Source organism: Rhodovulum sp. 12E13 (genome assembly GCF_003340565.1).
In the GTDB taxonomy this organism is placed as follows: domain Bacteria; phylum Pseudomonadota; class Alphaproteobacteria; order Rhodobacterales; family Rhodobacteraceae; genus HLUCCA09.
The window spans coordinates 1-20308 of sequence record NZ_QPLK01000013.1 but is presented as its reverse complement, the minus strand read 5'-3'; the positions used below and the strand labels follow the sequence as shown (position 1 = coordinate 20308).

At 71.4% G+C, this 20308-nt stretch carries 19 protein-coding genes; 12 read left to right on the top strand and 7 right to left on the bottom strand.

All coding sequences use genetic code 11. From position 1 onward, the window contains the following. Positions 1-196: 196 nt before the first annotated feature. Entirely contained in the window at positions 197-928 is a 732-nt protein-coding gene (locus DLJ49_RS12425; RefSeq protein ID WP_115393877.1) for a 4'-phosphopantetheinyl transferase family protein, read from the bottom strand. 317 nt (positions 929-1245) lie between these two features. On the opposite strand from DLJ49_RS12425, the gene DLJ49_RS12415 reads away from it, so the two are divergent. The 5 genes from DLJ49_RS12415 (at position 1246) to DLJ49_RS12395 (ending at position 6513) form a co-directional block, all read left to right on the top strand. After that, the gene (locus DLJ49_RS12415; protein WP_115393876.1) at positions 1246-1842 is read left to right on the top strand and encodes a hypothetical protein; all 597 of its coding nucleotides are present in this window, start codon (positions 1246-1248) and stop codon (positions 1840-1842) included. A gap of 213 nt (positions 1843-2055) precedes the next feature. Beyond that, positions 2056-3324, top strand: coding sequence for a 5-aminolevulinate synthase (hemA, locus tag DLJ49_RS12410; protein ID WP_199533365.1), 1269 nt, complete (start codon positions 2056-2058; stop codon positions 3322-3324). A 114-nt stretch (positions 3325-3438) separates the two neighbouring features. Beyond that, positions 3439-4812 (top strand): helix-turn-helix domain-containing protein, encoded by a 1374-nt coding sequence (locus DLJ49_RS12405; RefSeq protein ID WP_115393875.1) that lies wholly within the window; start codon positions 3439-3441, stop codon positions 4810-4812. A gap of 112 nt (positions 4813-4924) precedes the next feature. Further along, positions 4925-6076 (top strand): flavodoxin-dependent (E)-4-hydroxy-3-methylbut-2-enyl-diphosphate synthase, encoded by a 1152-nt coding sequence (gene ispG / locus DLJ49_RS12400; RefSeq protein WP_115393874.1) that lies wholly within the window; start codon positions 4925-4927, stop codon positions 6074-6076. Positions 6077-6099: 23 nt separating this feature from the next. Next, complete coding sequence (locus DLJ49_RS12395; protein ID WP_147277307.1) at positions 6100-6513, top strand: hypothetical protein; 414 nt, start codon at positions 6100-6102, stop codon at positions 6511-6513. A 45-nt stretch (positions 6514-6558) separates the two neighbouring features. Here DLJ49_RS12395 and DLJ49_RS12390 read toward each other — a convergent pair whose 3' ends face one another. Then, a complete protein-coding gene (locus DLJ49_RS12390) occupies positions 6559-7332 on the bottom strand; it encodes a DsbA family protein (RefSeq protein WP_115393872.1) in 774 nt (257 codons plus the stop codon). A 14-nt stretch (positions 7333-7346) separates the two neighbouring features. Next, on the bottom strand, positions 7347-8675 hold the full coding sequence (locus tag DLJ49_RS12385) for a M48 family metalloprotease (protein ID WP_115393871.1): 1329 nt from the start codon (positions 8673-8675) through the stop codon (positions 7347-7349). Between the two features lie 83 nt (positions 8676-8758). Here DLJ49_RS12385 and DLJ49_RS12380 point away from each other — a divergent pair, with 83 nt between their 5' ends. The 5 genes from DLJ49_RS12380 (at position 8759) to DLJ49_RS12360 (ending at position 13905) form a co-directional block, all read left to right on the top strand. Beyond that, a complete protein-coding gene (locus DLJ49_RS12380; protein WP_115393870.1) occupies positions 8759-9907 on the top strand; it encodes a pyridoxal phosphate-dependent aminotransferase in 1149 nt (382 codons plus the stop codon). 286 nt (positions 9908-10193) lie between these two features. Then, positions 10194-10982: a 5'/3'-nucleotidase SurE gene (gene surE, locus DLJ49_RS12375; protein ID WP_115393869.1), complete on the top strand. Its 789-nt coding sequence runs from the start codon at positions 10194-10196 to the stop codon at positions 10980-10982. A 31-nt stretch (positions 10983-11013) separates the two neighbouring features. Then, positions 11014-11694, top strand: coding sequence for a protein-L-isoaspartate(D-aspartate) O-methyltransferase (locus DLJ49_RS12370; protein WP_115393868.1), 681 nt, complete (start codon positions 11014-11016; stop codon positions 11692-11694). 95 nt (positions 11695-11789) lie between these two features. Then, positions 11790-13052, top strand: coding sequence for a peptidoglycan DD-metalloendopeptidase family protein (locus DLJ49_RS12365; RefSeq protein WP_115393867.1), 1263 nt, complete (start codon positions 11790-11792; stop codon positions 13050-13052). Between the two features lie 268 nt (positions 13053-13320). Then, complete coding sequence (locus tag DLJ49_RS12360) at positions 13321-13905, top strand: HNH endonuclease (protein ID WP_115393866.1); 585 nt, start codon at positions 13321-13323, stop codon at positions 13903-13905. A 111-nt stretch (positions 13906-14016) separates the two neighbouring features. Here DLJ49_RS12360 and DLJ49_RS12355 read toward each other — a convergent pair whose 3' ends face one another. Genes DLJ49_RS12355 through DLJ49_RS12345 form a run of 3 tightly spaced genes read right to left on the bottom strand, consistent with a single transcriptional unit; the run spans position 14017 to position 15211 of the window. Next, entirely contained in the window at positions 14017-14682 is a 666-nt protein-coding gene (locus tag DLJ49_RS12355) for a DUF1638 domain-containing protein (RefSeq protein WP_115393865.1), read from the bottom strand. Further along, a complete protein-coding gene (locus DLJ49_RS12350) occupies positions 14679-14993 on the bottom strand; it encodes a YbjQ family protein (protein ID WP_115393864.1) in 315 nt (104 codons plus the stop codon). The genes DLJ49_RS12355 and DLJ49_RS12350 overlap by 4 nt, the downstream gene beginning before the upstream one ends. After that, positions 14993-15211, bottom strand: coding sequence for a hypothetical protein (locus DLJ49_RS12345; RefSeq protein ID WP_115393863.1), 219 nt, complete (start codon positions 15209-15211; stop codon positions 14993-14995). Before DLJ49_RS12345 ends, DLJ49_RS12350 begins: the two co-directional genes overlap by 1 nt. 181 nt (positions 15212-15392) lie before the next feature. On the opposite strand from DLJ49_RS12345, the gene truA reads away from it, so the two are divergent. Together truA and carB are read left to right on the top strand one after the other, a co-directional pair. Next, positions 15393-16166, top strand: a complete 774-nt coding sequence (gene truA / locus DLJ49_RS12340; RefSeq protein WP_115393862.1) for a tRNA pseudouridine(38-40) synthase TruA — start codon at positions 15393-15395, stop codon at positions 16164-16166. Positions 16167-16261: 95 nt separating this feature from the next. Next, entirely contained in the window at positions 16262-19525 is a 3264-nt protein-coding gene (gene carB, locus DLJ49_RS12335; protein ID WP_115393861.1) for a carbamoyl-phosphate synthase large subunit, read from the top strand. On the opposite strand, the gene DLJ49_RS21450 is transcribed toward carB, so the two are convergent. Next, the gene (locus DLJ49_RS21450; RefSeq protein ID WP_147277306.1) at positions 19508-19945 is read right to left on the bottom strand and encodes a hypothetical protein; all 438 of its coding nucleotides are present in this window, start codon (positions 19943-19945) and stop codon (positions 19508-19510) included. The two genes, carB and DLJ49_RS21450, sit on opposite strands and share 18 nt — an antisense overlap. Positions 19946-20308 lie beyond the last annotated feature (363 nt).

Below are 20308 nucleotides of genomic sequence, written 5' to 3'. Positions count from 1 at the left end.
TCTTCGCCGCCCGCGCCGTGGGGTGGGGCGAGCGGTCGCCCGGGCAACCTTCCCGCCCGGCGTCGGTGCCAGGGTCTGCGGCCGCCTCCCTCCGCGCCATGACGCGGGACCAGCCACAGGCAGGCGGACGCGGCGTCGGCGCAATGCCCGTGCCTTCTGATGACCTGCGGCGGTCGTGCATTCGCCGGGGCGGGGCTCAGGCGGGCAGGGGCAGAACCCCCTCTCGGACGGTCAGCGCCACGGGGCCGGCATGGCGCAGGGCGATGCAGCCGGGAAAATCGCGGCGCAGCTCGAGCGGGTAGAGCTGCCAGCGCGCGGCCACCGCCCCCGAGAGGCGCGTGACGCGGGCGGGCGCGGCGGGCGTCAACGTCACGTCGAAGCTGTCGAGCGGGCGCATGAGCCCGGCCCCCAGGGCCTTGAGCAGGGCCTCCTTGCGTACCCACGCGTTGAAGAAGCCAGCGCGCCATTGATCGGGGGGCAGGGCGGCGAGCTCCGCCTGCTCTGCCGGCGAGAAGAAGCGCGCGGCCACCTCCGGCTCGACCTCGCGCCAGGGCTCGATGTCGATGCCGAGCGCGAGGCGGTGCGGGCCGGTGACCAGCGCAGCCCAGCCGCCCGCATGGGCGAGGTTGAAGGCCGGGCCGCGCCCGCCCGCGCCCGTCCCCAGCAACGGCCGCCCGTGCGGGCCGGTGAGCAGCGGCACGGCGCGGGGGGCGCAGCCGAGATAGCCGCCGAGAATCTCGCGCATCCTGCCGCGTGCGACCTCGAAGGCGGCCCGGTCGGAGTCGCGGTGATAGCCCTTGGCACGGGCCAGCTCGGGCGCGTCGAGATGGGCGGCGAGCGCGGCGCGGCGTTCGGGCGGCACCTCGAGCGGCCAGAGCCAGAGATCGAGTGCCACGGCGGCCTCGCTCGCCACGACCCGGAGCGTCATCGTGTGGTTCCTCCCTCGGTTGGCGGCAGCCTAGTGGGGGGCGGGCGCCGCTTCCAGAGGGGCGCGCGCGGCAGGGCCTGCGCCGGGGTCGGCCGCAACCGCATGGGTCGTGCGCCGCGTGCTGGCCCGTCCGCCGTGCTTCTCCCCGCCGTGTCTCGCCCCGCCGTGTCTCGCCCCGCCGTGTCTCGCCCCGCCGTGTCTCGCCCCGCCGTGTCTCGCCCCGCGTGTCGCGCCCGCCGTGTCCTCTCGCACTGGCCCGCGGCAGGCAGCCACGCTAGAACCGCCTCAGGCCCGCCGCACGACACCAAGGAGACGCAATGCCCCGCCGCCAGCTCGCCGCCGCCCTCGCGCTCGCCGCCGCCTGCATCGCCGCGCCGCTCGCGGCCGGGGCCCAGACACTGTCCGAGCGGCAGGCCCGCGACCAGGTCGCGCCGCCCCGCGGCACGGATGTGCGCGTGGCCGACCTGCCCTGGATCACCAGCGAGGTGCGCCAGCAGATCGAGCGCGAACTCGCAGACTACCCCTATTACGCCGCTCTGGTCATGTCGCCGGGCGACCCGGCGGCCACGCCCGCGGGCGGCGCGATCGTCAACTTCCATTCGCCGGAAGCGGCGACCCGCGCCGCGCTGGCGGCCTGCAATGCACAGCGCACGTCGGGGCCGGATTGCGTCGTCGTGGCGCAGGTGCTTCCGCGCCGCTACCAGGGCGGTCGACTCACGCTGTCGAAGGCGGCCACGGACGCGCTGCGCGGTGACTTCGGTCGTCTGGACAGCCCGAAGGCGCTGGCGATCTCGCCGGCCACGGGCGCCTTCGGCTTCGCCCGCGGCGACGGCACGCGCGCGCTCGCGAGCTGCAACGCCAAGGCCGCCGAACAGGGCGCGCAGGATTGCCGCATCGTGGTGGCCGACCAGTGACGCGCCCCTATCTCGCGCAGCGACGGAGAGTAGCGCCGCAGGGATCCGGCCGGGTTGGCAGGAGGGCACGTATCCGGGTACGTGCATGTCTGGCGAAAACTTGCGCCATGTCAAAGCGCACTCTGCAGAATAGGTGTGCGATCAGCGCCGGAGGGGCTGCGAAGCTCCGGACGCCCACAACAGGACCGAGGTAGTTTCCACGTGCCCCAACTCGTGCCAGACCCCCCCCGACACGGCCTTAACGCCCGCGCCGACAAGGCCCGTTACGACACCGCCATCGACGCGGCGATCGACCGTCTCCACGAGGAGGGGCGCTACCGCACCTTCATCGACATCGAGCGGCGCAAGGGGCAGTTCCCCCACGCGGTCTGGCGCAAGTCCGACGGCGACGAGAGCGAGATCACGGTCTGGTGCGGCAACGATTATCTCGGCATGGGCCAGCACCCGGTGGTGCTTGCCGCGATGCACGAGGCGCTCGAGGCGACGGGCGCCGGCTCGGGCGGCACGCGCAACATATCGGGCACCACGATCTGGCACAAGCGGCTCGAGGCCGAGCTCGCCGACCTCCACCAGAAGGAGGCCGCGCTGCTGTTCACCTCGGCCTACATCGCCAACGACGCCACGCTCTCGACCCTGCCGAAGCTGCTGCCGGGGCTAATCATCTATTCCGACGCGCTCAACCACGCCTCGATGATCGAGGGGGTGCGCCGCAACGGTGGCGCCAAGCGGATCTTCCGTCACAACGACGTGGCGCATCTGCGCGAGCTGCTCGAGGCCGACGACCCTGACGCGCCCAAGCTGATCGCCTTCGAATCGATCTATTCGATGGACGGCGATTTCGGCCCCATCGCCGAGATCTGCGACCTCGCCGACGAGTTCGGTGCGCTGACCTACATCGACGAGGTGCATGCGGTGGGCATGTACGGCCCCCGCGGCGCCGGGGTAGCCGAGCGCGACCGGCTGATGCACCGGATCGACATCATCAACGGCACGCTCGCCAAGGCCTACGGCGTGATGGGCGGCTACATCGCCGCCTCGGCAAAGATGTGCGACGCGATCCGCTCCTACGCGCCGGGCTTCATCTTCACCACATCGCTGCCGCCGGCGGTGGCTGCCGGTGCGGCAGCGTCGGTGCGGCACCTCAAGACCGATCAGGCGCGGCGAGACAAGCAGCAGGAGCACGCGCGCGTGCTGAAGGATCGTCTGATCGCGCTGGGCCTGCCGATCATCGACCATGGCAGCCACATCGTGCCGGTGATCGTGGGCGACCCGGTGCACTGCAAGGCGATCTCGGACATGCTGCTCGAGGATCACGGCATCTATTGCCAGCCGATCAACTTCCCCACCGTTCCGCGCGGAACGGAGCGGCTGCGCTTCACGCCCTCGCCCGTCCATACGCCGCAGATGATCGACCGTTTGGTGCGCGCCATGGACGGTCTTTGGGCACATTGCGCGCTCAACCGCCAAGACATGGCGGGTTGACGCTCACGAGGGTGCAACGACGTCACGCTCGTGCTAACCTGATCTCAAGGAGCGGTGAGTCATCGAATCGCCGCCCGTTGGGGACGAGAGCGTGACGCACGAGAGGCCGGGCAGATGATCGGGTGGCGGCAGCCGCCCTCCGAAGGGCATGCACCCGAACCGCGCGGGTTCGATGATTTCGACCTGCGCATCGGCGATGTCATGCGCGGCGAGCGGGCCACGATGGGCAAGTCGCTGCTCGACGTGCAGCGCGAGCTCAAGATCAAGGCCACCTACATCGCCGCCATCGAGAATGCCGACATCGCGGCCTTCGAGACGACCGGCTTCATAGCGGGATACGTCAGATCCTATGCGCGCTATCTGGGTCTCGACCCGGAATGGACGTTCGAGACCTTCTGTGCCGAATCGGGTTTTGCCCCCGTTGCCGGCATCGAGAAGTCGGCGCCGGTCAGGAGCGGCGGCAAGGGGAAGGGGCAGGTCACCGGCCCCGTCTTCAGAAAGCCCGCGCGCGCGGTCGAGGGCGAGCGCGACCCGATCGTGCAGCCCCGCGTCTCCTTCGCGCCGGTCGAGCGCAGCCCGCTGTCGTCGATCGAGCCGCGGGCGATCGGCTCGACGCTGGTGCTTCTTGCCCTGATCGGCGGGATCGGCTTCGGCGGCTGGTCGGTGATCAAGGAGGTGCAGCGCGTCACCGTGTCTCCCGTCGACGAGGCGCCCGAGGCCATCGCGCAGGTCGATCCGCTGGAAAGCGTGCGCTTCGACGCCGGCGACGAGGCGCCCGCGCAGTCGGGCGTGACCCCCGGCCGCCCCGATGCGCTCGACCGGCTTTATCGCCCCGAGGCGCTCGACGTGCCCGTGATGGTGCCGCGCGATGGCCCGATCGCCGCACTCGATCCGCGCGCGACGGGCGCGCTGGCCAGTGCGGGCGTGCCCGCCTCGCCCGGCCTGTCGCCGTCTCGCCCCGACCCGCTTGCCACGACCGCGATCGCCGAGGAGCCGGCGTCGGGTGCCTCGCAGCAGGACGCCATTGCCGCCGCCGTTGCCGAGGCCACCGGCCTTGGCAGCGGCGAGGGGGCGCCGGCCGAGCCGCAGACGCCGCGCGTGACCGCCGACATCCCCGAGGTGCTGCTCGTCGCCGTGCGGCCTGCCTGGGTGCGGGTGCGGGCGGCAGACGGCACGGTGCTGCTCGAGCGCATCCTCGAACCCGGCGATTCGTGGGAAGTGCCCGCGACCGAGGCGCCGCCCACCCTGCGCACCGGTGCGGCCGGCGCCGTCTACTTCGCCGTCAATGGGCAGACCTACGGCCCCGCCGGCGGCAACGGCGCGGTCGTCGACCAGATCGCGCTCACCGGCGATGTGCTCACGCAACAATTCGCGCTGGCCGACCCTGCCGCCTCGGCCGATGCGCGCGAGGCGGTCGCCGTGGCCGAGGCCGCGCTGGGCGAGGCCGCCGGGCCGGGCCCCCTGTCCGACACTGCGCCGACCGACTAGGCCGGCCTACGGCGGCGACGCCGGGTCCCGGGCGCCGCTGTCGCGTTGTCCCGCGGGGGCGGCGGGCCTATCCTTCCGACCGACTCGTCATCAAACCCGCGAAGGCCCCGACATGTCGCACAATCCCGTCCGCCCGTGGCGCAACATCGATCGCCGCCCCTGCCGCCAGATCTCCGTCGGCCCGGTCAAGGTCGGCGGCGACGCGCCGATCAGCGTGCAGACGATGACCAACACGCCCACCACCGACGTGCGTGCCACGATCGAGCAGGTGCAGCGCTGCGCCGAGGCCGGCGCCGACATCGTGCGCGTCTCTGTGCCCGACCAGGATTCGAGCCGCGCCCTGAAGGAGATCGTGCGCGAAAGCCCGGTGCCGATCGTCGCCGACATCCATTTCCACTACAAGCGCGGCATCGAGGCCGCCGAGGCGGGCGCGGCCTGCCTGCGGATCAACCCGGGCAACATCGGCGACGAGACCCGCGTGAAGGAGGTGATCCGCGCCGCGAAGGACCACGGCTGCTCGATCCGCATCGGGGTGAACGCGGGCTCGCTCGAGCGGCACCTGCTGGAGAAATACGGCGAGCCATGCCCCGACGCGATGGTGGAATCCGGCCTCGAGCACATCAAGATCCTGCAGGACAACGACTTTCACGAGTTCAAGATCTCGGCCAAGGCCTCTGACGTGTTCCTCGCCTCGGCTGCCTACATGGCCATCGCCGAAGCGACCGACTGCCCCATCCACCTCGGCATCACCGAGGCGGGCGGCCTGACGAGCGGCACGATCAAGTCGGCCATTGGCCTCGGCCAGCTGCTGTGGATGGGCATCGGCGACACGATGCGCGTGTCGCTCTCCGCCGACCCGGTGGAAGAGGTCAAGGTCGGCTTCGAGATCCTCAAGGCGCTGGGTCTGCGTCACCGGGGCGTCAACATCATCTCGTGCCCGTCCTGCGCGCGGCAGGGCTTCGACGTGATCAAGACGGTCGAGGCGCTGGAGAAGCGGCTCGAGCACATCAAGACGCCGATGAGCCTGTCGATCATCGGCTGCGTGGTGAACGGGCCGGGCGAGGCGCTGCTGACCGACGTGGGCTTCACCGGGGGCGGCGCAGGCTCCGGCATGGTCTATCTGGCTGGCAAGCAGAGCCACAAGATGTCCAACGACCAGATGATCGACCACATCGTCGAGCAGGTCGAGAAGAAGGCCGAGGAGATCGAGTCGCAGCGCGCCGTCGAGGCTGCGGAGGAAAGCCAGACCGAACCCGCGGAGTGACCCTACGGAAAGGCGAGCCCGCGGTGGATGACGCGGCGGCGCGGATGCTTTATGATGAGGCTACGCGGACGGGGGTCATGGTGTCTCGGGAGGAGGGCATGACGACACGCGTCATCCAGAAAACGGGCGCGCCGCGCTTGAGGTCGGGCTGCGTCGCGCTGCAGCGGATGCAGGATGCGGGGCTGGGGCCGCTCGGCTGGCTCGCTCCGGATTTCCGCGAGTGCGTCGGCATGGACGGCAGGGATTTTGCCGAGTTCGTAGCCGGCCGGATCGCGCGCGATCCGCGAACCCAACACCGCCTGCTTCGGTGCCGCACGGCCGACGAGCTGCGCCGGGTGCAGATGCATTTTCTCGCCGACGCGGCGGCAGCCTACAACGCCGAGACCGGGGCGCATGTGCGAATGCTCGGAGATGCGCCGGTCGTCACGGCCCACTGAGGCACGGCCCGCGGCGGGCCCTGCCGCGGGTGCGGGCGGCGCGCCTCAGCCCTCGGCGCGCTCTTCCGCGACCAGCGCGCGCATGCCCTCGAGCGGCACGTAGCCCCGCACCATGCGGTCGCCCAGGACGTAGGTCGGCGTGCCCGAAATGCCGAGATCCTCGGCGAGGGCGTGGTTGGCGCGGATGACCTCAGTGACCGCCTCGTCGCCCATCATCCCGACGATCTCCTCCACGGGCAGGCCGAGCTCCTCTCCCATCAGCTCCAGCGACAGCTCGTTCATGTCGCCGCGCAGGGTGATGAGCGCGTCGTGAACCTGCTTGTAGGCGTCGTCGCCCGCCACCATCCGCGTGGCGATGGCAAAGCGCGAGGCGAGAACCGACTGCTCGCCGAGGATCGGAAACTCCTTGACGACCAGGCGGATGTCGCCGTCAGACGCGACCAGTTCCTGCACCTCGGGAAAGGCACGCCGGCAATAGCCGCAGCGGTAGTCGATGAATTCGACGATCGTGATGTCGCCCTCGGGGTTGCCGCCCGTCCAGCTGTCGGCATCCTCGAAGAGGGCGTCGGCGCGGGCGGCGATCATCTCGGCATCGGCCGCGACCTGAGCCTCTGCCTCCCGTTCCTCGAGCACCGCGATGGCCTCCATCAGCACTTCGGGGTTCTCGAGCAGGTAGGCCCGCACCTCGGCGCGGAAGGCCGCGCGCTCGTCGTCGGTCATGGAGCCGAGATCGAGGCCCTGCGCCGGGGCGGGCAGGGCGAGCGCCAGGGCGAGCAGCGGCGCGGCGAGAGCGGTGGCGATCGGGCGGCGGGCGGGCATGATGGCGGTTCCTTTCAGTCGTCGGTCTCTGCGGCGATCAGGATGTCCTGCGCACGGCGCCAGCGTTCCGAGCCGCGGGGCAGAAGCCCCTCCGCGCGCTTGGCATGGATGGCGGCGTCCTTCAAGCGGCCGGCCAGCGCGTAGCGCTCGGCGGTCGACAGCGCGGCGGCCCCGGTCTGCCCGGTGCGCGCCTGCGCGAGCGCCAGGTCGCGCAGGAGGGCGGGGTTTCGCGGGTCGCGGGCGCGGGCGCTCTGCAGCACTTCGAGCGCGCGGGCGTCGGCGCCGGTGGCCAGAAGCGCCCGGCCGTAGCCGGCACGGATCAGTGGCTCGCCCGGCGCGAGCTCGGCCGCGCGGGCATAGGCGGCCGCCGCCGCCTCGAAGCTGCGCGCCTCGAACAGTACCCAGGCGCGCAGCTCGTGCGCGTAGGGGTCGCCTGGCCGCCTGGCCACCAGCGCGTCGGCGGCGGCGAGCGCCGAGGCGCCGTCGGCCTGCTGGCTGTGGGCGACCGCGCGGGCGACGAGCGCGGCGTCGGACGTGTCGCTCCGGTCGATCCGGCGCAGCGTCCAGGACGGGTTGCGCAGGTAGGCCGAGAGTTTGGCGCGCGACCGGGCAAACCAGTAGGCGGCGGCGGGGTCGGGCGTGCCGGTGACCGACAGGGCGGCGGCGACGCCGCGGGCCGCGCGCAGCCGGTCGCGCGAAAGCGGGTGGGTGCGCATGTAGGGGTCCTGCCGGCTGCCCGACAGCGCCTCCTGCCCCGCGAAGATCTCGAGCACCTCGGCCATCGCGCCGGGATCGACCCCGACGCGGGCGAGATAGCGCATGCCCGCCTGGTCGGCCGCGGCCTCCTCGGCGCGCGTATGGCCGAAGAAGCGGCGCATGGCCGCGCTCGACGTGCCCGCGGCGACGCCGGCGGCGGCGGCCGGGCTATCGCGCGCCACCGCAGCCGCGGCGGCGAGGCCCACCAGCGCGGCGTTGCGCGCGGCCTTCATGTTGCCCATGCGACGCGCAAGGTGGCCGTTGGCGAGATGGGCGACCTCGTGCGCGATCACCGACTGCAGCATCTCGGGCCGGTCCATCCGCAGGACCAGGCCCGACGTGATCAGGATGGTGGAGCTGTCGGCCACCAGCGCGTTCGGCGCGTCGCTCTCGATCAGCAGGATCCGCAGGGTGGCGGGCGAGAGGCCGGCGGCGGCGATCACCGGCTGGGCGAGCTCGCGCATCGCGCGCTCCAGCTCGGCGTCGCGCAGAAGGGTCTGCGCGGCGGCCGGCAGGGCGAGCGCAAGCGTGAGGATCGCGGCCGCGACCGCCCGCAGGATGCCTGTCGCGTGCCTGCCTCGCGCCATTGACTGCCCCCCGCCGCCTCGGTAGCGCCCGTCCCCGAAGCGGGGCGCGACGCCGTCTCGCGCGCCAGCTTACGGAGCGGAGCATGCGGGCATCAAGCCGGAGCGAGGTCGATCCCTTCATCGTGATGGACGTGATGGAGGCCGCGCGGTTGCGCGAAGCAGCCGGCCACCGCGTGATCCACATGGAGGTCGGCCAGCCCGGCACGCCCGCGCCCGCCGGCGCCCGCGCCGCGCTCGCCCGCGCGATGGAGGCGGCGCCGCTCGGCTATACCGTGGCGCTGGGTATGCCCGCGCTCCGGCAACGGATCGCCCGGCTCTATGCCGAGTGGTACGGGGTCGAGCTGAACCCCGACCGCGTGGTCATCACGCCGGGCGCCTCGGGCGCCTTCATCCTTGCCTTCACCGCGCTGTTCGAGGCGGGCGAGCGGGTGGGGCTCGGCCTGCCGGGCTATCCCAGCTACCGCCACATCCTGACCGCCCTCTCGCTCGAGCCGGTGGGGATCGAGACCGCCGAGGCCAATCGCTTCCAGCCGGTGCCGGGCGACGTGCCCGAGGGGCTCGCCGGCCTGATCGTCGCCTCGCCTGCCAACCCCTCCGGCACGATGCTCGACCGCGCGGCGCTGGCGGCGCTGGTCGAACGCGCGCAGGAGATCGGCGCCGCCTTCGTGTCGGACGAGATCTATCACGGCCTGCACTACGAGCGGCCCGCCGTGTCGGCGCTGCAGGTGTCCGACGACGTGGTGGTGGTCAACTCGTTCTCGAAATACTTCTCGATGACCGGCTGGCGCGTGGGCTGGCTGGTGGTGCCCGAAAGCGAGATCCGCCGCTACGAGCGGCTGGCGCAGAACCTCTTCATCTGCCCGCCGCATGCGAGCCAGATCGCCGCCCTCGCGGCGATGGACTGCACCGAGGAGCTCGAGGCCAACCGCGCGGTCTATACCGAGAACCGGCGGCTGATGGCCGAGGGGCTGCCCGCGGCCGGGCTGGGGCATTTCGCGCCGCCCGACGGGGCGTTCTACGTCTATGCCGATGTCGGCCACGTGCTGCGCGAGGGCACCGACGCGCGGGCGCTCGCGGCCGAAATCCTCGACGAGGCGGGCGTGGCGGTCACCCCGGGGCTCGACTTCGACCCGGCGCGCGGGGGGCGGATGCTGCGTCTGTCCTACGCCGCATCGACCGCCGACATCGCCGAGGGGCTCGAGCGGCTCGCTGCGTTCACCGCCCGGCGCTGAGGCTCGGCCGCAACGGCGTGCCGCTCTGCGCACCGGTCCGGGCTCGCGTCGGGCCACCCGGACGCATCCGTGCCCGGGAAGCCGCCGGTCGCCGCGGACAGATCGCGCAAGAGGGCGTTGCGGGGCGGAGCCGCGACCCTCTGGGCGCGAGCCGTGCGCCGGCCCGGTCGTTGCGCCCCTCGGTCTTTCGCGCGACGGGCCGGCGGCCGCTTCACATCGCCCGCCCGCTCGTCTAGGCAGACGGCCGAAGGCCGGGCGGGCGTCACGGCGATGGGGCAGGGGTGGCATGCGCATTCTCATCACCAACGACGACGGGATCGCGGCACGCGGGCTGAAGGTGCTCGACCGGATCGCCCACGAGATCGCCGGAGAGGGGGGCGAGGTCTGGACGGTCGCGCCCGCCTTCGAGCAGTCGGGCGTCGGTCACAAGATCAGCTACACCCACCCGACGATGATCGCCGAGATGGGGCCGCGCCGCTACGCCGCCGAGGGGGCGCCGGCCGATTGCGTGCTGGCGGGCCTGCACGACGTCTTGCGCGACAGCCCGCCCGACCTGGTGCTCTCGGGCGTGAACCGCGGCAACAACTCGGCCGAGAACGTGCTCTATTCCGGCACGCTCGGCGGCGCGATGGAGGCCGCCCTGCAGGGACTGCGCGCCATCGCTCTGTCGCAATACTTCGGCCCCGCGATCGCCGGCCTCGACGACCCGTTCGAGGCGGCCGGCGCCCACGGCGCCGCGGTGGTGCGCGACCTGCTCGCGCACGGCGACTGGGGCGAGGAGCGGGGCTACCGCACCTTCTACAACGTCAATTTCCCGCCCCTGCCGGCCGGCCGGGTGATGGGCCGCCGCGTCGTGCCGCAGGGCGTGCGGCAGGGCACGTCGTTTTCGGTCGAGCCGCTCGTCTCGCCGTCGGGGCGGCGCTTTCTCTGGGCGGTGGGCGGCCGGCAGGACGCGCCCTCGGCGCCCGGCACCGACGCGCACGCCAATCTCGAGGGCTACATCTCGATCACGCCGATGCGCGCCGACCTGACCGCGCACGACCGGATCGAGGGGCTGCGCGACGCGCTCGAATGAGAGGGGCGCGGGGCAGGGGAGAGCAGCCGCGATGACTGGCGATGATGACGGGATCGACGGTGCATCCGATCCGGGCGCGCTCGCCGAGCGCAAGATGCGGTTTCTCTTCGCCCTCCGCTCGCACGGGGTGACCGACGCGCGGGTGCTGACGGCGATGGAGCGGATCGACCGGGGCCGCTTCGTGACCGGCCTCTTCGCCGACCGCGCCTACGACGACACGCCGCTGCCCATCGCCCACGGCCAGACGATCAGCCAGCCCTCGGTCGTCGGGCTGATGACCCAGGCGCTGGAGGTGGGGCCGCGCGACAAGGTTCTCGAGGTCGGCACCGGCTCGGGCTACCAGGCCGCCGTGCTGGCCCAGCTCGCCCGCCGCGTCTACACGATCGATCGCTACAAGCGGCTGGTCCAGGCGGCGCAGGAGGTCTTCGACGCGCTCGGCCTGACCAACATCATCACCCTGGCGGGCGACGGCAGCCATGGCCTGCCCGAGCAGGCGCCCTTCGACCGCATTCTCGTGACCGCCGCGGCGGAGGACCCGCCCGGCCCCCTCTTGGCCCAGTTGCGCGTGGGGGGTATCATGGTCGTGCCGGTAGGCCAGTCCGACACGGTGCAGCAGCTGATCCGCGTGCGGCGCTCCGAGACGGGCTACGAGTACGACGAGCTTCTGCCGGTGCGCTTCGTGCCGCTGGTCGAGGGGCTCGGGCGGGAGTGACGGGCGTCGGGCCGCGAGCGCGGGCTGCGCCGGAGCGAGAGAAGCGGCCGGACGCCCCGGTGACAAGAGGGCGCCGCGATCGAGGAGAGCAGGCGATGACCCGAGCCCCGATCCCCCACCCCGCGCGAGCGAGCGCGGCAGCGTTGCCCGCACGGCCCGGAGCGGCGGTCCGCACACGCCTCGCTCTCGGTATCGCTTCGCTTGGCCTGCTCGGGGCCTGCGCCGATCTCGACCTCGACATGCGCGATCTCGGCCGTTCGGGCCTCGACACGAGCCAGGCGGCGCTGACCGCGGTCGAGAGCCGCCCCGCGCCCGACAGCCGAGGCATCATCTCCTATCCCGGCTACCAGGTGGCGGTGGCGCGGCGCGGCGACACGGTGGCCGACGTGGCCGCCCGCATCGGCCTGCCCGCCGACGAGCTCGCCCGCTTCAACGGGGCGCCCGCCGCCGCGCCGCTCAACCCCGGCGAGGTGCTGGCGCTGCCCCGCCGCGTGGCCGAGCCCTCGCCTGCGACCGGAGCGCCCGCGACGGGGCCGATCCGCCCGCCGGGCGAGGTCGACGTGGCGTCGCTGGCGGGCGCGGCGATCGAGCGGGCCGAGGGGCCGATCTTGCGCTCCGAGCCCGCGCCGCGCGCCACGCCGCAGACCGGCACCGAACCGCGCCGCCACCGCGTGGCGCAGGGCGAGACGGCCTTCACCATCGCGCGCCGCTACAACGTGCCCGTCGCGGCCCTTGCCGAGTGGAACGGGCTCGATTCGGATTACACGTTGCGGCAGGGGCAGTACCTGCTGATCCCGCCGGCCTCGGCCACCACCGAGCGCACCGCCGCCGCCGCGCCGACCACCGCGCCCGGCACCGGCTCGCCCACGCCCACGCCGCCCTCGGCGGCCGCGCCGCTCCCCGAGGACACGCCCCCCGCTGCCGCCGCCGACGACCCCGAGGCCCCCGGCGTCGACGTGCCCGACTCGCCCAACCTCGCCGAGGATCGCACCGCGGCCTCGGGCGGCGACGCGCCGTTCCTGATGCCGGTCTCGGGCCCCATCATCCGCGATTTCGCCCCGGGCCGGAACGAGGGCATCGACATCGCCGCCGATGCCGGCACCCCGGTGCGCGCCGCCGATGCCGGGACCGTCGCCGCGATCACCCGCGATACCGAGGGCGTTCCCATCGTCGTTGTCCGTCACGCGCAGGGGCTGCTGACGGTCTATGCGGGCGTCGACGACCTGACCGTGGCGCGGGGCGACTCCGTCTCGCGCGGGCAGACGATCGCGCGGGTGCGGGAGGGCGAGCCGCCATTCCTGCACTTCGAGGTCCGGCAGGGCGTCGAGGCGGTCGACCCGGGCGACTACATCGACTAGGTTTCGAGGCCGCTGCCCCCGGGCGCCCGGCGCGTCGTGAGCCGGGGCGGCACGTGGGTCTTCGGGCGACGGCCGTGCCGCCCCGCGTCCACAGGCTTGTCCACAGCGTCACACCGCTGTCACGCGCTCACGCTACCCCTCGGTATGGCACCGCATCTAGCGGGGCTTGCCGGATGACGAACGCCATATATAGTGAGTCGGGGCGACGGCGCCCGGGAAGGCGAGAGACGGAGAGGACGCAGCGCGCGGCGGAGGCGATGGACAGGCGATGAGTGGAGATTTCAGGACGCAGTTCGTCCGCGACCCCAACAGTCTGAGGCACCATCCGGCGCTTGTCCTCAACGCCGATTACCGCCCCCTCTCCTACTACCCCCTGTCGCTCTGGCCGTGGCAGGAAGCGATCAAGGCGGCGTGGCTCGACAGGGTGCAGATCGTCGCCGAATACGACGAGGTGGTGCGCTCCCCCTCCACCGAGATACGCATCCCTTCGGTCGTTGTGCTCAAGGAGTTCGTCAAACCCCAGAAGCGCGTGGCCTTCACGCGCTTCAATCTTTTTCTGAGGGACGAGTTCGCCTGCCAGTATTGCGGCGCGAAGGGCGACCTGACCTTCGACCACGTGGTGCCCCGCGCCCGGGGCGGCGTCACCAGCTGGGAGAACGTCGTCGCCGCCTGCGCCACGTGCAACCTGCGCAAGGGCTCTCGCTCGCTCCGGCAGGCGGGCCTGTCGCTGCGCAAGCCGCCGCGCCGCCCCGGTGCGGAAGAGCTGCGCAACATGGGCCGAAAGTTCCCGCCCAACCACCTGCACGAGAGCTGGCTCGATTTCCTTTACTGGGACGCCGAGCTCGAGGCCTGAGCGCCCCGGGCCCCACTCCGAGCCCCCGACTCCGAGCCCCCGACTCCGAGCCCCCGACTCCGAGCCCCCCCACTCCGAGCCCCCCTACGCCGAGGCCTCGACCCTCGGCCCTCAGCCCTCGTGCGCGGCGCGCGCCAGTGCCGGCGCGAGATCGCCGTAGCCGGTCGGCCGGCGCTCGTAGGTCAGGCCGAGGCGGGCGGCGGCGTCGCGGGCAGCCGCGTCGAGCGCCGGGTCGTCGGTCTGGGCGAGGTAGACCAGTCGCTCGTAATGGCCGAAATACATGGGCAGAAGCTCGGGGTGCCGGTCGAGGCCGAGAGGTCGCCAGACGAAGGCCTCGAACTGCCGGGCGAGAAAGTCGGTCAGGTAGAAGGCCGCGATCTCGTCGTCATGCGCGGCGAACCGCTCCAGCCCCTCGAAGAAGGCGTAGCAATGGGGGCCCGCGATCATCTCGACGCCGAGGCGCGCGCAGGTCTCGGCCAGGTCGCCCCCCGTTCCGCAATCGGCATAGGCCACGAAGATGCGGGAATAAGCGTCGCGATGCGCCGTCACCGCCTCGTCGACCGCGGGCGCGATGCGCTCGGGATGGTTGTGCAGGATGGCGGGCAGGCAAGCGAGATCGACGTGCTGCCAGCCGTTGAGGTCGCGCAGGGCGACGATCTCGCGCGCGAGCGCCCCGCAGGCCACCACCAGCACCCGGCCCGCCCCCTCGGCCGGCTTGCCCGCCTCGGTGAGCGTGGCGTCGTCGGGCAGCGCGTCATCCGGGGGCGCTTCGGTCATTTCAGGCGGACGGCGGTGCCGTAGGCCACGATCTCGGCCGCGGCGGCCTGGATCGTCGAGGTCTCGAGCCGCACGGCCACGACCGCGTCGGCGCCCAGCGCGCGCGCCTGCTCGCCCATGCGGTCGAGCGCCTGTTCGCGGGCGCCGGCAAGGAGCGCCGCGTATTCCTTGACCTCTCCGCCCACGAGGTTGCGGAAGGCGGCGACGACGTCGGAGCCGACATGCTTGGCGCGCACCGTCGATCCCTTCACGAGGCCCAGGCTCTCGGCCACCTCGCGGCCCGGCACGCCCTGGGTCGTGACCAGGAGCATCAGCGGGGCGGGCTGTCGTAGCGGCCGCCCTCGTCGCTGCGCGCCCGGTCGGCGATCACCCGCACCAGCAGATAGGCGACGAGCGCCAGCGGCACCGCCACGGCGAGGCCGAGCCCCGGCAGGTGACCGGCGGAAAGGGCGAGCGCGCCGAGCAGAACGGAGAGGCCGGCGCCGGCGAGGGCGATCACGACGATCAGCACGAAGCGGTCGAGGGGCATGGTGTGTCTCCCTTCGGCCGCGGGGAGGGGGCGGCCTGACCCCAATCTGGGCGCGCAGGCGCGCCGTCTCAAGCGCCGATTGCGCAGAACGGGCCGGATGGCGGCTGCTTGCCGGGCCTTGCGGCGTGCGCGCAGGCACGGCAGGACCGGCCGCGATCCGCAACAGCCCCGAGGCCCGCCCGTGCCCCGCTACGCCCTTCTCGTCGAGTATGACGGCGGCCCCTTCGCCGGCTGGCAGCGCCAGGCCGACCAGCCGACCGTGCAGGGCGCGCTCGAAGCCGCGCTCGCGCGGCTCGAGCACGGGGTGCCCGCGGTCGCCGCGGCGGGGCGGACGGATGCGGGCGTGCACGCGCTGGGGCAGGTGGCGCAGGCCGATCTCGCCCGCGCGTGGGACCCGTTCCGCCTGTCGGAGGCACTGAACCACCACCTGAGGCCCGCGCCTGTGGCGATCCGCGCCGCGACGCACGCGCCGGAGGACTGGCACGCGCGATTCTCGGCCACGGAGCGGCGCTACCTGTTCCGCCTGCTCAACCGACGCGCGCCGCCCGCGCTCTCGCGCGGCAAGGTCTGGCACGTCCCCCGCCCGCTCGATCTCGACGCGATGCGCGACGGCGCCGCGCACCTCGTGGGCCGGCACGACTTCACCACCTTCCGCGCCTCCGAGTGCCAGGCCGACAGCCCCGTGCGCACGCTCGACGCGCTCGAGATCGAGCGGGTCGAGACGGCGGAGGGGCCCGAAATACGCTTCCACGTGCGCGCGCGGTCGTTCCTGCATAGCCAGGTGCGCAGTTTCGTCGGCACGCTGGAGCGGGTGGGGGCAGGGGCCTGGGCGCCGGCCGATGTGGGCCGTGCGCTCGAGGCGCGCGACCGCGCCGCCTGCGGCCCTGTATGCCCGCCGCACGGCTTGTATCTGGAGGGCGTGACCTACCCGGCGGACCTGTTCGGCGAAGGCTGACCGGCGGCGCACCGGGCGGCCGCCGCTTGCGCCCGGCCCGGCCTTCCGTATAACGCCGGTCGATTTGCGCGCAGCCACCAGGCCCCGGGGGACTCATGCCGAAGCGGACCGACATCCACTCCATCATGATCATCGGGGCGGGGCCCATCATCATCGGGCAGGCCTGCGAGTTCGACTATTCCGGCGCGCAGGCCTGCAAGGCGCTGCGCGAAGAGGGCTATCGCGTCATCCTCGTCAACTCGAACCCCGCCACGATCATGACCGATCCGGGGCTGGCCGACGCCACCTATATCGAGCCGATCACGCCCGAGATCGTGGCGAAGATCATCGAGGCCGAGCGCCCCGACGCGCTGCTGCCCACGATGGGCGGGCAGACGGGGCTGAACACCTCGCTCAAGCTCGAAGAGATGGGGGTGCTCGAGAAGTTCGGCGTGCAGATGATCGGCGCCAACCGGGCCGCCATCGAGATGGCCGAGGACCGGGCGCTGTTCCGCGAGGCGATGGACAGGATCGGGCTGGAGAACCCGCGCGCCACCATCGCCACCGACATCGAGCAGTGCAAGGCGGCGCTCGAGGATGTGGGCCTGCCCGCCATCATCCGCCCCGCCTACACGCTCGGCGGCACGGGGGGCGGCATCGCCTACAATCGCGACGACTATCTCGAGATCTGCCGGCGGGGGCTCGAGGCAAGCCCCGTGGGCCAGATCCTGATCGACGAGTCGCTGCTGGGCTGGAAGGAATACGAGATGGAGGTCGTGCGCGACCGCGCCGACAACGCCATCATCGTCTGCTCCATCGAGAACGTCGACCCGATGGGCGTGCACACGGGCGACTCGATCACCGTCGCCCCGGCGCTGACGCTGACCGACAAGGAATACCAGATGATGCGCAACGGCTCGATCGCCGTGCTGCGCGAGATCGGGGTCGAGACCGGGGGCTCGAACGTCCAGTGGGCGATCAACCCCGAGGACGGCCGCATGGTCGTGATCGAGATGAACCCGCGCGTGTCGCGCTCCTCGGCGCTGGCGTCGAAGGCCACCGGCTTTCCCATCGCCAAGATCGCCGCGAAGCTGGCGGTCGGCTACACGCTCGACGAGCTCGACAACGACATCACGCGCGTCACGCCGGCCTCGTTCGAGCCGACCATCGACTACGTCGTCACCAAGATCCCCCGCTTCGCCTTCGAGAAGTTCCCCGGCGCGAAGCCCGAGCTGACGACCGCCATGAAGTCGGTCGGCGAGGCCATGGCCATCGGCCGCACCATCCACGAGTCGCTCCAGAAGGCGCTCGCCTCGATGGAGACGGGCCTGACCGGCTTCGACGAGGTCGAGATCGAGGGCGCGCCCGATGCGGCGGCCATCACCAAGGCGCTCTCGGCCCGCCACCCCGATCGCATCCGGGTCATCGCGCAGGCGATGCGGCACGGCCTGTCGGACGACGAGATCCAGGCGGCCACCGCCTACGACCCGTGGTTCCTCGGCCGCATCCGCGAGATCGTCGAGGAGGAGGCCGCGATCCGCCTCGACGGGCTGCCGATGAGCGCCGAGGGGCTCAGGCGCATCAAGATGATGGGCTTCACCGACGCGCGCCTCGCGCACCTGACCGGCCGCGACGAGGGGCAGGTGCGCCGCGCCCGGCAGAACCTGGGCGTGACGGCCGTGTTTAAGCGGATCGACACCTGCGCCGCCGAGTTCGAGGCGCAGACGCCCTACATGTATTCCACCTACGAGGCGCCCGCGATGGGCGAGGTGGAATGCGAAAGCCGCCCGACGCAGGCCAACAAGGTGGTCATCCTCGGCGGCGGCCCCAACCGGATCGGGCAGGGCATCGAGTTCGACTATTGCTGCTGCCATGCCTGCTTCGCGCTGACCGAGGCGGGCTTCGAGACGATCATGGTCAACTGCAACCCCGAGACCGTCTCGACCGACTACGACACCTCCGACCGGCTCTATTTCGAGCCGTTGACCTTCGAGCACGTGATGGAGATCCTGCGCGTCGAGCAGGAGGCGGGCACGCTGGCCGGCGTCATCGTGCAGTTCGGCGGCCAGACGCCGCTCAAGCTCGCTCGCGCGCTCGAGGCCGAGGGCATCCCCATTCTCGGCACCACGCCCGACGCCATCGACCGCGCCGAGGACCGCGAGCGGTTCCAGGCGCTGGTCGACAAGCTGGGGCTGAAGCAGCCGGTCAACGCCATCGCCTCGTCCGACGCCGCCGCGCTGGAGCTGGCCGAGAGCATCGGCTTTCCGTTGGTGATCCGCCCTTCCTACGTGCTGGGCGGCCGGGCGATGGAGATCGTGCGCGACCGCCCCGCGCTGGAGCGGTACATCCGCGACGCGGTGGTGGTGTCGGGCGACAGCCCGGTGCTGCTCGACAGCTACCTGGCGGGCGCGGTCGAGGTCGATGTCGACGCGCTGTGCGACGGCGAGGCGGTGCACGTCGCCGGCATCATGCAGCATATCGAGGAGGCGGGCGTGCATTCGGGCGACAGCGCCTGCTCGCTGCCGCCGTATTCGCTGCCGGCCGAGGTGGTGGCGGAGATCGAGCGGCAGACCCACGCGCTGGCGCGCGAGCTGGGCGTCGTGGGCCTGATGAACGTGCAGTTCGCGGTCAAGGACGGCCCCGACGGCCCCGATGTCTACCTGATCGAGGTGAACCCGCGCGCCTCGCGCACCGTGCCCTTCGTCGCCAAGGCCGTCGACTCGCCCATCGCCTCGATCGCCGCGCGGCTGATGGCGGGGGAAAGGCTGGGATCGTTCGAGCTGAAATCGCCCCGGATCGAGGGCTTCGCGGTGAAGGAGGCGGTGCTGCCCTTCGCCCGCTTCCCCGGCGTCGATACGCTGCTCGGCCCCGAGATGCGCTCGACCGGCGAGGTGATGGGGTCGGACGCCAATTTCCACCGCGCGTTCCTGAAGGCGCAGATCGGCGCGGGCTCCGACCTGCCGACGGGGGGCCGCGTGTTCCTCTCGATCAAGGACGACGACAAGACCGAGGTGCTGGTCGACACGGCGCAGACGCTCGTCTCCCTCGGCTTCGAGATCGTGGCGACGCGCGGCACGGCCGACTACCTCGCGGGCCACGGTGTCTCGGCGGAGGTGGTGAACAAGGTCTACGAGGGCCGGCCGAACATCGTCGACATGATGAAGGATGGCCGGATCGACCTGGTGATGAACACCACCGAGGGCAGCCAGGCGGTCGAGGATTCCCGCTCGATGCGCGAGGTCGCCCTCTACGACCGCATCCCCTACTTCACCACCCTCGCCGCCTCCCACGCGGCCGCCCACGCGATAAGGGCGCGGGAAGAGGGGGAGCTGGGGGTGAGGGCGTTGCAGGGTCGGCTCCCATCAGTCAGCAACCGGTAGTTTGACTGGCAGGTCGGAAAAGAAGGTGTCGTTCAACCACCTGTTTCCATCCGAGACCTTCGAGAGCACCAAGGCATCGTAACGCTTTGGGAATTCGAGATTCGGAACAATGGCTTGGATCGCCCGCTCTGCCATGCGTCTGCGCCTGCCACCTCCGAGCCGAAAACGGTTGATGTTGCGTAAAGCCGCAAGGTATCCGTAACTTGGTGAGGTGTTGGCTTCCGTTGTCGACACCGTTAGCCGCGCTGCATCGTAGGTGATCGCGGCTCGGATGCAGAAATCTTCGATCAGGCTGCCGTTGTGAAAGTTCTGTCGGTCGAACACCGCAGCATCAATGTTGTCCCAGCCAAACGCCTCTCCCCATAAACTCAGCTCGTTTGCATAGTGTATTGGGGCCCTGATCGCGTCAAGATTCTGCACGAAATCATGGAAAGAGGTAGTCGACCTGTCCGGACCCTTCACGCTTTGGGCGTAATAGCTCTTTACGAAATCAATCTGGTTGCGAAAATAGACTATGATCTTGACAGTGCCGAAAACTGAGGTGAGATCGCGATGAAGGCGTGCTATAGCATCGCGCTCGCCATCGAGGTGGCCATAAAGATACTCGCTTGAGGCGATGAAGTCTGTCGCTCCATGGTGTGAGAGTTCACTTTCAACCCGCCTTATTCATCGAAATCGGGGGTAATGGCTGGCGTGCCCGCGAAAGCTCTGTAGAATCAAGTTGCTACACCAAGTCCGACAGCAGCCCTCGGAGCACGCCATGGGTGAAACGCTACAGCCGGT

Excerpts from the sequence above, each read along its gene's own strand:
- DLJ49_RS12425 (WP_115393877.1), bottom strand. The coding sequence starts at position 928 with ATGACGCTCCGGGTCGTGGCGAGCGAGGCCGCCGTGGCACTCGATCTC.
- DLJ49_RS12415 (WP_115393876.1), top strand. The coding sequence starts at position 1,246 with ATGCCCCGCCGCCAGCTCGCCGCCGCCCTCGCGCTCGCCGCCGCCTGC.
- DLJ49_RS12405 (WP_115393875.1), top strand. The coding sequence starts at position 3,439 with ATGATCGGGTGGCGGCAGCCGCCCTCCGAAGGGCATGCACCCGAACCG.
- ispG (WP_115393874.1), top strand. The coding sequence starts at position 4,925 with ATGTCGCACAATCCCGTCCGCCCGTGGCGCAACATCGATCGCCGCCCC.
- DLJ49_RS12390 (WP_115393872.1), bottom strand. The coding sequence starts at position 7,332 with ATGCCCGCCCGCCGCCCGATCGCCACCGCTCTCGCCGCGCCGCTGCTC.
- DLJ49_RS12385 (WP_115393871.1), bottom strand. The coding sequence starts at position 8,675 with ATGGCGCGAGGCAGGCACGCGACAGGCATCCTGCGGGCGGTCGCGGCC.
- DLJ49_RS12380 (WP_115393870.1), top strand. The coding sequence starts at position 8,759 with ATGCGGGCATCAAGCCGGAGCGAGGTCGATCCCTTCATCGTGATGGAC.
- surE (WP_115393869.1), top strand. The coding sequence starts at position 10,194 with ATGCGCATTCTCATCACCAACGACGACGGGATCGCGGCACGCGGGCTG.
- DLJ49_RS12370 (WP_115393868.1), top strand. The coding sequence starts at position 11,014 with ATGACTGGCGATGATGACGGGATCGACGGTGCATCCGATCCGGGCGCG.
- DLJ49_RS12365 (WP_115393867.1), top strand. The coding sequence starts at position 11,790 with ATGACCCGAGCCCCGATCCCCCACCCCGCGCGAGCGAGCGCGGCAGCG.
- DLJ49_RS12360 (WP_115393866.1), top strand. The coding sequence starts at position 13,321 with ATGAGTGGAGATTTCAGGACGCAGTTCGTCCGCGACCCCAACAGTCTG.
- DLJ49_RS12355 (WP_115393865.1), bottom strand. The coding sequence starts at position 14,682 with ATGACCGAAGCGCCCCCGGATGACGCGCTGCCCGACGACGCCACGCTC.
- DLJ49_RS12350 (WP_115393864.1), bottom strand. The coding sequence starts at position 14,993 with ATGCTCCTGGTCACGACCCAGGGCGTGCCGGGCCGCGAGGTGGCCGAG.
- DLJ49_RS12345 (WP_115393863.1), bottom strand. The coding sequence starts at position 15,211 with ATGCCCCTCGACCGCTTCGTGCTGATCGTCGTGATCGCCCTCGCCGGC.
- carB (WP_115393861.1), top strand. The coding sequence starts at position 16,262 with ATGCCGAAGCGGACCGACATCCACTCCATCATGATCATCGGGGCGGGG.